Origin of the sequence: Sulfuritalea sp. (assembly GCF_031426875.1) — a bacterium.
Lineage (GTDB): Bacteria > Pseudomonadota > Gammaproteobacteria > Burkholderiales > Rhodocyclaceae > Sulfuritalea.
Genome location: NZ_JASJPC010000041.1, coordinates 1 through 9,450, shown reverse-complemented (window position 1 = coordinate 9,450; position 9,450 = coordinate 1). Strand labels below are relative to the sequence as shown.

General features: G+C 65.0%; 11 protein-coding genes. All 11 read right to left on the bottom strand.

The window, feature by feature from the left end; translation table 11 throughout:
- Nucleotides 1-105 precede the first annotated feature (105 nt).
- Nucleotides 106-600, bottom strand: a complete 495-nt coding sequence (locus RMO95_RS17135; protein WP_310451869.1) for a type II secretion system protein — start codon at nt 598-600, stop codon at nt 106-108.
- Nucleotides 601-604: 4 nt separating this feature from the next.
- Nucleotides 605-976: a prepilin-type N-terminal cleavage/methylation domain-containing protein gene (locus tag RMO95_RS17130; RefSeq protein WP_310451868.1), complete on the bottom strand. Its 372-nt coding sequence runs from the start codon at nt 974-976 to the stop codon at nt 605-607.
- A gap of 2 nt (nt 977-978) precedes the next feature.
- The gene (locus RMO95_RS17125) at nt 979-1,455 is read right to left on the bottom strand and encodes a type II secretion system protein (protein WP_310451867.1); all 477 of its coding nucleotides are present in this window, start codon (nt 1,453-1,455) and stop codon (nt 979-981) included.
- 1 nt (nt 1,456) lies between these two features.
- Nucleotides 1,457-3,445 carry a secretin and TonB N-terminal domain-containing protein gene (locus RMO95_RS17120; protein WP_310451866.1) on the bottom strand — a complete coding sequence of 663 codons (1,989 nt, stop codon included), beginning with the start codon at nt 3,443-3,445 and terminating at the stop codon, nt 1,457-1,459.
- Nucleotides 3,442-3,939, bottom strand: coding sequence for a hypothetical protein (locus RMO95_RS17115; RefSeq protein ID WP_310451865.1), 498 nt, complete (start codon nt 3,937-3,939; stop codon nt 3,442-3,444). The genes RMO95_RS17120 and RMO95_RS17115 overlap by 4 nt, the downstream gene beginning before the upstream one ends.
- Nucleotides 3,939-4,475: a hypothetical protein gene (locus RMO95_RS17110; protein WP_310451864.1), complete on the bottom strand. Its 537-nt coding sequence runs from the start codon at nt 4,473-4,475 to the stop codon at nt 3,939-3,941. The genes RMO95_RS17115 and RMO95_RS17110 overlap by 1 nt, the downstream gene beginning before the upstream one ends.
- Nucleotides 4,472-4,996 carry a PilN domain-containing protein gene (locus tag RMO95_RS17105; protein WP_310451863.1) on the bottom strand — a complete coding sequence of 175 codons (525 nt, stop codon included), beginning with the start codon at nt 4,994-4,996 and terminating at the stop codon, nt 4,472-4,474. Before RMO95_RS17105 ends, RMO95_RS17110 begins: the two co-directional genes overlap by 4 nt.
- A complete protein-coding gene (locus RMO95_RS17100) occupies nt 4,993-5,724 on the bottom strand; it encodes a hypothetical protein (RefSeq protein ID WP_310451862.1) in 732 nt (243 codons plus the stop codon). The genes RMO95_RS17105 and RMO95_RS17100 overlap by 4 nt, the downstream gene beginning before the upstream one ends.
- Before the next feature lie 70 nt (nt 5,725-5,794).
- Nucleotides 5,795-7,465 carry a GspE/PulE family protein gene (locus RMO95_RS17095; RefSeq protein ID WP_310451861.1) on the bottom strand — a complete coding sequence of 557 codons (1,671 nt, stop codon included), beginning with the start codon at nt 7,463-7,465 and terminating at the stop codon, nt 5,795-5,797.
- The gene (locus RMO95_RS17090; RefSeq protein WP_310451860.1) at nt 7,462-8,652 is read right to left on the bottom strand and encodes a type II secretion system F family protein; all 1,191 of its coding nucleotides are present in this window, start codon (nt 8,650-8,652) and stop codon (nt 7,462-7,464) included. Before RMO95_RS17090 ends, RMO95_RS17095 begins: the two co-directional genes overlap by 4 nt.
- A 6-nt stretch (nt 8,653-8,658) precedes the next feature.
- On the bottom strand, nt 8,659-9,084 hold the full coding sequence (gene gspG / locus RMO95_RS17085; protein ID WP_310451859.1) for a type II secretion system major pseudopilin GspG: 426 nt from the start codon (nt 9,082-9,084) through the stop codon (nt 8,659-8,661).
- Nucleotides 9,085-9,450: the final 366 nt, after the last annotated feature.

The window sequence follows — 9,450 nt, the reverse complement described above, 5'->3', positions numbered from 1 at the left end:
CGTTCATCTGGCATGTACCATCGTCTGGTTGGCTTGATTGAGAACACGCCCTAGCGATCCAACCGCACAGGTGTCTTCACTCGCCAGCAATTTAGAACCGGGATACTACCGAGCCGCCTTAATCGCCGGCAGCGTCGCTTTCGGATCTGGGACAAACAAGAAACGCCACTCCGAATACTGCTTTCCTCCCTCGAACCCATCCTCGCCGCGATCGAAATTGGCGGTCTTGAGCGGCTCGTCTTCAGATCGGCTATGCACGCCGGCAATGCCTCCGCCCGGTGCGCCGAGCGTGGCCCAGTCGGCCTTGCCGGTCATTGGATCAACCGGAATGCGGCGCATGTGACGGCGGATACCTGGCACCCGGTTGTCCTTGAGCAGATCCTCCAGGCTGGACGGATAGCGCGCGGTGCCGCCCGACGGTGCCGTGTAGTAGCGTCCGATCGCGTCTCGCAGGTCGCGACCGGCTTGGAGCAGATCCCGCTCCTTGTCGCGCCTGCGGGCGGTATCCCAGACTTCGCCCACCGCGGCAAGCCCGACGCCCAGTACGGACACGAGGAACAGGATGGCGAGGTAGGTAAAGCCGTCCTGGCGCCGCCGCATAGCATTACCAGTCGGCATAGAGGCTGCCGTCGGCGGCCTTTCCCGGCGCGCCGCTACGGATGTCGGCGAGCCCGGTCGGCTCGCCGGATTTCGCCGGAACGAGGGTCCATGTGTCGTTGCTCTCCGTGATCGGATCGATCGGCAGGCTGCGCAAATAGCGCTTGTCCACCAGATCCTCCAGCGAGGACGGCAACTTGCCGCTGTCGGCGCGGAACTTGTCGATGGCGTCGCGTACCTGTTCGAGGTTCTGCCGCAGAACAACCTCCTTGGAGTTGTCGACGTGTCGGAAGTAGCGCGGCGCAACCAGGGTCAACAGGATCGCGACGATGGTCATCACGACCAGCAGTTCAATCAGCGTGAATCCGCGGCGCGCCATCCCTACCAGTCCCGGTAAGCGATGCCGTTGAGGCCGATCGCAGTGCTGCGCGAGTACACGTCATAGATGTCGTCGCCCTCGCGCGGGTCGTCGTGCGCGCTCGCATAGCTGCGCTTGCCCCAGCTTTCCTCGGCGCTGATCCCAAGATCGGCGAAGGGGTCGCGCGGAATCGCGCGCAAAAAGTAGAGCTTGCGCCGCTTGGGATCCTTCTGGTCTTCGAGGCCTGTAACGAGCACATCGAGACTGGGCGGATAGCCGGATCGATCGGCCGCTGCGCCAAGCCGGCCTTCGTCGACTGCCTTGCGGTAGGCATCCAGCCCGTCGCGGATCTGACGTAGCGCGTGTTTGAGGTCCTGCTCCTTGGTGCGCCGAGCCGTGGTCTCCGCCAGGGGCAGCAGCAGGGTGGAGAGGATGGCGACAATGGCCAGCGTGACCAGCATCTCGATCAGCGTGAAGCCCGGCTGCCGCCTGCGAATCATGTCAGCGCTTGGCGGCCGGCGCGGCGAAGGCGGAGGGTAGCGGCGCCACAGGCTTGCCGGCGGCATCGGTCTGTGGCGGTGCAGCAGGAGGCGTGCCGGTCGCGGACGCGGAGGCAGGAACGGTCCCGTCGGCGATTGCGGCGGATTCGGCTGCCGCGCCAGGAGTCGGTTGCGCGATCGCTTGCGGCACAGCGGCCGCCATTGGCTTGGCTCCAGTTGCCAGCTCGTTCGACTTGAGACGCAAGGGTGGCGCACCGATCATGGATTCCGTGCCGGAGAAGTAGCCGGTGGTTCCGGCTTCACCCGGCGACAGATTGCGCACGATGCGCGGCGTGATCAGGAGCACGATTTCAGTCTTGATGTTGGTGTTGTTGTTGCTCGAGAACAGCCGTCCGAGGATCGGCAGGTCGCCGAGCCCGGGAACCTTGTTGGCACTGCGGCGTTCGTCCTCCTGGATCAGGCCGGCCAGCACCTGGGTTTCCGAGTCGCGCAGACGCAGGGCCGTGGTGGCGTTGCGCGTGCCGAGGCGGTAGGTCTGCAGACCGGAGGCCCGCGTGATGGTTTCAAGGATGTTGCTGACTTCCAGTCCCACCTTGATCGCGACGTCGTCGGCGAGCGAAATATTCGGTTCGACTTCCAGCTTGAGGCCGACGTCGAGGTAGCTCACGGCTTCCGAGACGCCCACATTCGCAGTCGAGGTGGTCGTGATCACCGGCACCCGCTCGCCGATGTGGATCTTGGCCTTCTCGCGGTTCTTGACGCGGATGCGCGGGTTGGCCAGCAGATTCGTGTCGGAGTCGGTCTTGCGCAGGTTGAGGATCAACGCCGGGTTGGTGATGCTCATGCGAACCAGGCTGGAATTGCGGTTCTGCCATTCGGGTAGCCGCAGCGTGCCGGCGACGTTGTCTGCACCGACAACGCTGTAGCTCACCTGCTCGGGATAGCGAATGCCGAGTTCCATGAGCCGGTTGACGCCGACTTCGAGCACTTCGAGCTCAAGCAGCACTTCCGGCTCGGGCAGGTCCTGCGCGGCAATCAGACGTTCGGCGATGCGGATCGCCTCTGGCGTGTCGCGCATGGCAATGTAGTTGAGCTTCTCGTCGACGATCAAGTCCTTGGTCTTGACCAGGGTCTTGATCGTGTTGGCGATCTGTTTGGCGTCGGCATGGGCCAGATAAAAACCCTTGACCATCAAATCCTTGTAGTCCTTGATCTTGGACGCCGAATTGGGGAAGACCAGCAAGGTGTTGTCGTTGAGCACCTTGTAGTCGAGCTGGCTGGTAGTGATGATCAGGCGCAGGACATCCTCCACCGGCGTGTTCTTGACCGTCAGGGTGGTCTTGGTGTCCGGCCGGATTTCCTTGTCGAGGACGAAGTTGATGCCTGAGGCCCGACTGAGCAGATCGAAGGCGGTCTTTACCGGCGCATCGCGAAGATCGACACTCACCGGCCGGGCGAAGCCGGCGCGCAAGGTGGGGGAACGCTCGTCGTCGGCGACGCTGCGCTCGGAGATGCGGCGCTTGAATTGGCGCGCTTCGCGTTGTGCCGGATTCTCCGAGAGGATGCTGCGGATGGCCGTGTCGGCAGCCTCGACCTTGCCTGCCTTGAGCAGCGCCTCGGCGTCGACCAGGCGGTCGCGATGTCGCTTGTCCATCTCGATCGCGGCGAGCCCGGCGCGCGCGCGCTCGTTGTTGAGTTCGATCTCCTGCACCTTGCGATAGGTGGCTTCGGCGATTTGGCCTTGGCCGGCTTGTCGCGCGGTATCGGCCTGGGCCAGCATCTGGCCGATCTGGAGTTCGCGCTGGCGGAAGTAGGCGTTGCGGTATTCGTGGTTGTCGGGCGCCTCGCGCATTGCCTGCTGCAGGGTGGCCAGCCCTTCGACCGTGTCCCCGCCGGCGAGCAGTTCCTGTCCGCGGCGGAAGGTCGCATCATTGGCGCAGCCCGCGAGGCCGAACGCCATGGCGATGAATAGCACAGATACACGGTTCACTGTTCGCTCCCGGTGGAAAGGGTTTGCCGCTGCCCGAGCGGCTGGTAGATGAGTTCGACGCTGCGCTCGGTGATCTTGTCGACGCGCCAGACGCCGTCGATCAGGTCACCGGCTTGTGCCGTGACGCTCTTGTCGGCACGTCCGACCAGGACGGATGCCTTGCCGGCGTCGTCCACCCGGCCGAGATAGGTGTAGGGAAAGGGCGGCGCCATCGGAGGTGGCGGCGGTTCGGCTTTCACTGGCGGCGGCGCCGGCACCCAGGCGTTTGGGCTGAAGGGGTCGACCTGCGGCGACGCCGTCGTCTGTCGGCGAAACACGATGTCCGGAACATCCGCCAGCGGCTCGGCAGCGATCTGGCGACGCGGCGCCTGGGCGACGATGGCAGTCTTACCTGACTTGGCGGGCGAAGTGTCTTCCGGTGCGAACGCCGCGGCCAGTGTAGCGGCGAGGGTCAGGGCGAGCAGGATGCCGCGCGTGCGCGGAGACAGGCGCATCACTTGTCCCCCGCGTACAAGGTAAAGCGAATCTGCGCCTCGATCTTCGGGTCGCGTGCGCTTTGCCGCTGAAACGAAACTTCGTCGAGCGCCAGCGTCGGCACGTCGGCCAGAGCGGCGGTGATGAAGCGGCGGATTTGCGCGTAGCTGCCCTTGACCGGGAGCGTGATTTTGACGGGAACGGGGAGCGGACCGTCGCCCGTCGGGCGCCGGTAATCGCCACGCTCCAGAACAATGCCTTCCTTGTCGGCGACCGTGTGTATCTGCTGGATCCAGTGCGGCACGTGTTTGCGTTCGGGGAAGAACTCGACGAAGGCGCGGATCCGTTCGTTGCGGCTGCGCGGCGCGTCACCCGAATCCTGCGACCGATTGCCGGCGGTTTCGATACGCGCCGCCAGGCGGGCCGCTTCCTCATGCACCGGCTTGATCGTCATCCAGTAGAAGCCTGGCAGCAGCGTCAGGATGAACAGGCCCGCGGCTCCCGCGATTCCGGCGCGGCAGGCATGGTATTCGAGGGTGGCGCGCAGCGGACTCATCGTTTCTCCGCCCCTGGCGTCCAGCGCGCCGTGATCAGAAAGCGCAAGGGCAGATCGGCGTTCTGCGTGCCGCGTTCGTGTTCGACCAGATCGACGTCGCGGAAAAAGCCGCCGCTTTCAAGCTTGCTGACGTAATACACGACGACGCCGATGTCGCGTGCTTCACCGCGAATCTGGACGCTGCCGCGGGCGGCGTCGGGGGCGATCGAAATCAGGGTTGCGTACTCGACAGCGGCCGATTCCAAGGCGTCGAAAAAACCCTCCCAAGGCAAGGTCAGGCGATCCAGAACCCGGTTCATATGCTGCGGATCGGTGTTCGGCAGCGGTGCGGTGTGCGTCGGCCGGACCGCGCGCTGGGCGCTCTCCAGTGTGTGTATGCGACTTGCCAGTTCCTCGTTGGCCGTGCGGTAGTCCGCCCAGGCCAGCGCGCCTGCGCCCAGTCCGGCGGCGAGCAGCAGCATGCCGGCCCGCGAGGGACGCCGGCGGGGCTTGAAATCCAGTTCGAGCAGGGGCGCGCTCACCGCAATCCCTCCAGCGCCATGCCGAACTCGGTGACATCGATGTCCGGGATCGGATTTCCAAGTGCTGATTTCAGCGGCGCCGGCGCGAAGCCGGCCGGCAGCCGCAGTTGCGGGTGATTCGGGGCGCAAAGCAATAGCCCGTCCGGCGCACACTCCTCGCCGGCCTGCACACGTTCCTGCCGCAGCAGGCTCGCAAGTTCTGTCTCCGGGTCGTCGAACAGGCGCCGCACGCGCAGACTCTGCCAAACCCCGTCGTGGATACGCGCCAGGCAGCAACGCTCGCGCTCCACCGTGATAAACCCGAATCGGCCGCTGGCCATTTCGCCGCGGCGCGCGTTGTAGGCATCGACCAGCAGCGGACGCAGCGACACAACCCGGCCGCCGGACGAGGCGGCAGCCGAATCCAGGGCATCGATCAGTGCGCCGTCAATGGCGCAGGCAAGCCGTGGCAGGTGGGCGGGCGCCTCCGCGACAACCACCCGCCAGCCGGCCGACAGCTCGCCATTCGCCTCTTCGATGCTGGTACGGTACAGCGCCTCTTCCTCGTGGCGCCCACGCACGTCGATGCCGCCCGGGACCAGGGCGAGCTTGCACAGGGCGTGGGAAAGCACGATCTCGATGGCCCCGTGGCGCCATTCGGGCAGGCTCAAGGCTTCGCCGATCGCCGCGCCAATCCGTGCCGGCTCGCGGGCATCAAGCGGAAATGGCATGATCTGGGTCGCGGCCACGGTACGCCGCTGACGCCCGCCAAGACGGACCAGCGCGGCGCGGTCCGCATGCAGCGCAATGCGGATGCGCTCAGACCGCCAGCGTGACACGGTTGATTTCCTCAAGGGTCGTCGCGCCGCTGCGCACCACGTCGAGCGCGGCCTGGCGCAGGAAGCGGGTGCCGCTGCCGGCGGCGGCTTCCTTGATGCGGCGCGCCGGCGCCTTGTCGATGATCAGTTCGCGCAGATCGTCGTTGAGCAGGAGCAGTTCGGCGATGGCGTGACGCCCGCGGTAGCCGGTGCCGCGACATTTGCCACAGCCGCGCCCGATTCGGAAGCGGATTTCGTCACCCTGCGCCGGGGTGATGCCGGACTTGCGCAGCAGTTCGGCATCCGGACTGCTGTCTTCCGCGCAATCCGGGCACAGCAGCCGGACCAGGCGCTGAGCGACGATGCCATTGACCGCCGAGACGAAGCTGTAGGGGTCGACCTCCATGTGCAGGAAGCGGCCGATCACGTCGAAAGCGCTGTTGGCGTGTACCGTGGTGAATACCAGATGTCCGGTCAGCGCCGCCTGCACGGCAATCTGCGCGGTCTCCGGGTCGCGGATCTCGCCGACCAGGATTTTGTCGGGGTCGTGGCGCAGGATGGAGCGCAAGCCGCGCGCGAAGGTCAGGCCCTTTTTTTCGTTGACGGGAATCTGCAGTACGCCGGGCAACTGGTACTCGACCGGATCCTCGATGGTGACGATCTTGTCGCGGCCATGGTTGATCTCGGAGACAGCGGCATACAGCGTGGTGGTTTTGCCGCTGCCGGTCGGGCCGGTGACCAGCAGCATGCCGTAGGGCTCCTCGGCCAGCGCGCGCAACTGGGAAATCATCGGCGCATCGAAACCCAGCGCTTCGAGGCGCAGGCCGGCGACGTGATCGGTCAGCGCGCGGCGGTCGAGAATACGCAGCACCGCGTCTTCGCCGAAGATACTGGGCATGATCGAGACGCGGAAATCGACAGCGCGGTCGCTGATCAGCACCTTGAACCGCCCGTCCTGCGGCACCCGTCGCTCGGCGATGTCGAGTTCCGACATCACCTTGATGCGCGAAATGACCTGTTCCGCGAACTGCACGCCGGGCATGGTCGTGTTGTGCGCGAGGACGCCGTCGATCCGGTACTTGATGCTCAAGCCGGCCGGGGTGCATTCGAGGTGGATGTCGCTGGCGCCGGCTTTCAGCGCGTCATAGAGGGTCGAGTGCACCAGCTTGACTACCGGGCTGTCGTGCTCGCCGATACTGCGCAGCGACAGCGTCTCCACCCGTTCGTCGCCCTCGACCATCGCGTCCTGCGCCGGCAGCGCGCCATCCATGGCGTGCAACGTGTCTTCGTGCCGCACCAGGTAGGCGCCCAGATCGGCCGCGTGCGCCAATCCCCAGCGGAAGCGCTCGGCGACTGAGTCTTCGGCCCAGCGCCGGAGCGCCTCGTTGAACGGATCGGCAACCACCATGAAAAGATCGCCCTTGTCGTCGCGCAAGGCGACGCAGACGCGCCGCGCGGACTCCGCATAGGGGATCACGTCGAAGGCGCCCGCCATGCGATGCAGGTCCGCCGCAATGAAGGGGCGATGGTCGAGTGCCTGCGCCACGGCCGCGACGAATTCGTCGGCCGGGAGCGCGAGGCAGGCTTCGAGCGCATCCATCAGCGCGGCGCCCGACTCCTGAGCGTCGGCGCGCGCAACCGCCAGCGCGGCCTGGATGGAACTGACGCTCATCGCAAGTTGCCCGCCAGTTCGAAGATCGGCAAGTACATCAGCACCACCACGATGCCAATCACCAGGCCAATGACGGCCATCAGCACCGGCTCGAAGATGCGCGTGAAGCGCTCGACCCAGCGTTCGAGTTCTTCGTCGTAGAAGCCGGCGATGCGCTCCATCATCTCGCCCATCTGGCCACCGCGCTCGCCAACCCGCAGCATGCGTACCGCCACCGGCGTGGTCAGATTGTTGGCCAACAGCGCCGACGAAATCGGCAAGCCTTCGCGAATCTGTGCGACAGCGGCAACCAGATTCTCGCGATAACCCGGCCGCAGCAAGTCGACCACCATGTCGATCGCGGTTGCCACAGGAATGCCGCCGCGCAACAGCATGCCCAGCGTGCGATAGAAGCGCGTCAATTCATACAGGCGCAGGCGCAGGCCGACCGCCGGCAGGCTCCAGATGCGGTCGATCAGCCGCTGGCGAAAGATGGGAGATACCAAGGCACGCCACAATCCGACGCCGGCCATGATCGCACCGAGCAGCAAGAACGGCCCCCATTGCTCGACCAACTGGCCCCAGTAGAGCAGCAGACGCGACGCCGCCGGCAGGCGCTCGCCCAGGTCGCCGTAGATCTTGGCAAAGCGCGGGACGACGTAACCCAGAAGGAAGAGGACCACCAGCCCGCCAGCGCCGATCAGCAACGCCGGATAGATCGAGGCGCTGATCAGGCGGGCCCGGATTTCGTTGATCTGCCTGGCGTAGGCGACGTAGCGCGTGAGACCCTGGTCGAGGTCGCTGGTGCGTTCGCTGGCGCGCACCGTCGCCACGTAGAGCGGCGAGAAATGCTCGGGCTGCGATGCCAGCGCGACGGACAGTGGCTTGCCCTCGCCGAGCATCCGGTTGATTCGCTCAAGAACCTGGCGCGAATCGTCGCGATGTTCCTTTTCGAGCAGGGTTTCGATGGCTTCGACGATATTGATGCCCGCCTGCAGCAGCGCCAGCAATTCCTGGGAGAACAGCACGACATCGAAGGTCTTGGCGCCGGTGCGGCGCAGTCGACCCAGGGTGCGCTCGCCGGACACGGACAAGGGCACCAGCCCACGGCGCCGGGTCTGCGCGGCCGCATCGGCTTCGTCCCCGGCATCGATATCGAGGGAGACAAGTTCACGCCCCTCCCGCAGCGCTCTGACGGCGTACCGCATGGGCGCTTACCAGGTCGTAACGTCGGCAGATTCGCCGCTGCCGCCGGGCTGGCCGTCCTTGCCGTAGGAGGCGAGGTCGAAATCGCCGTGGTCGCCGGGCGACTTGTAGACGTAGGGTCGATCCCAGGGATCGAGCGGCGCGGCCTTTTCCAGATAGGGGCCGGTCCATTTCTTTTCGCCGGGCGGACGGGCGGTCAGCGCGGCAAGGCCCACTTCTGTAGTCGGGAAATGGCCTGTGTCGAGCCGATACTGTTCGAGTGCGCGCTTGATCGCCTGGACCTGCGCCTGTGCCGTGCGACCCTCAGCCTTGCCCACTTGAGCGAAATACTTGGGGGCGACGAAACCCGCCAACAAGCCGATGATGACCATGACGACCAGCAGTTCGAGCAGCGTGAATCCTCGATGACAACGCCGGAACTGAGACTCCCCCATTGCTTCCCCATATTATTGTGTTCTGAACCCGACTTCCCCGTGTTCCCGGTGGATTGTCGATAGGGTCACGGCCTTTGTGCGGGCTATGACAGGCAGACGGCCAAATTATAGCTATCAAGGCGAACCAATTGCGATTGGCATCGGCACCTTTCGGCAGTCCAATGGGCCCACCCAGGTCAAACGCACTCATGGCCCTACTTTTCTCTCTTTAGCAGCTAACCGCAATGCGGATGGGGGGGTCTTTTACTTCACCCTACACACTATCGGCGTCTCGCCAGCGCCGACTTTCAGCGGCTATGCAAATTCAATTCGAGCCTGGCCCCAATGGCACTACCTTAAGAAATAGCACCGATAAACCAATGAGAT

Bases quoted from the DNA above. Each gene is read 5' to 3' on its own strand.
- RMO95_RS17135 (WP_310451869.1), bottom strand. From the start codon at position 600: ATGCGGCGGCGCCAGGACGGCTTTACCTACCTCGCCATCCTGTTCCTC.
- RMO95_RS17130 (WP_310451868.1), bottom strand. From the start codon at position 976: ATGGCGCGCCGCGGATTCACGCTGATTGAACTGCTGGTCGTGATGACC.
- RMO95_RS17125 (WP_310451867.1), bottom strand. From the start codon at position 1,455: ATGATTCGCAGGCGGCAGCCGGGCTTCACGCTGATCGAGATGCTGGTC.
- RMO95_RS17115 (WP_310451865.1), bottom strand. From the start codon at position 3,939: ATGCGCCTGTCTCCGCGCACGCGCGGCATCCTGCTCGCCCTGACCCTC.
- RMO95_RS17110 (WP_310451864.1), bottom strand. From the start codon at position 4,475: ATGAGTCCGCTGCGCGCCACCCTCGAATACCATGCCTGCCGCGCCGGA.
- RMO95_RS17095 (WP_310451861.1), bottom strand. From the start codon at position 7,465: ATGAGCGTCAGTTCCATCCAGGCCGCGCTGGCGGTTGCGCGCGCCGAC.
- RMO95_RS17090 (WP_310451860.1), bottom strand. From the start codon at position 8,652: ATGCGGTACGCCGTCAGAGCGCTGCGGGAGGGGCGTGAACTTGTCTCC.
- gspG (WP_310451859.1), bottom strand. From the start codon at position 9,084: ATGGGGGAGTCTCAGTTCCGGCGTTGTCATCGAGGATTCACGCTGCTC.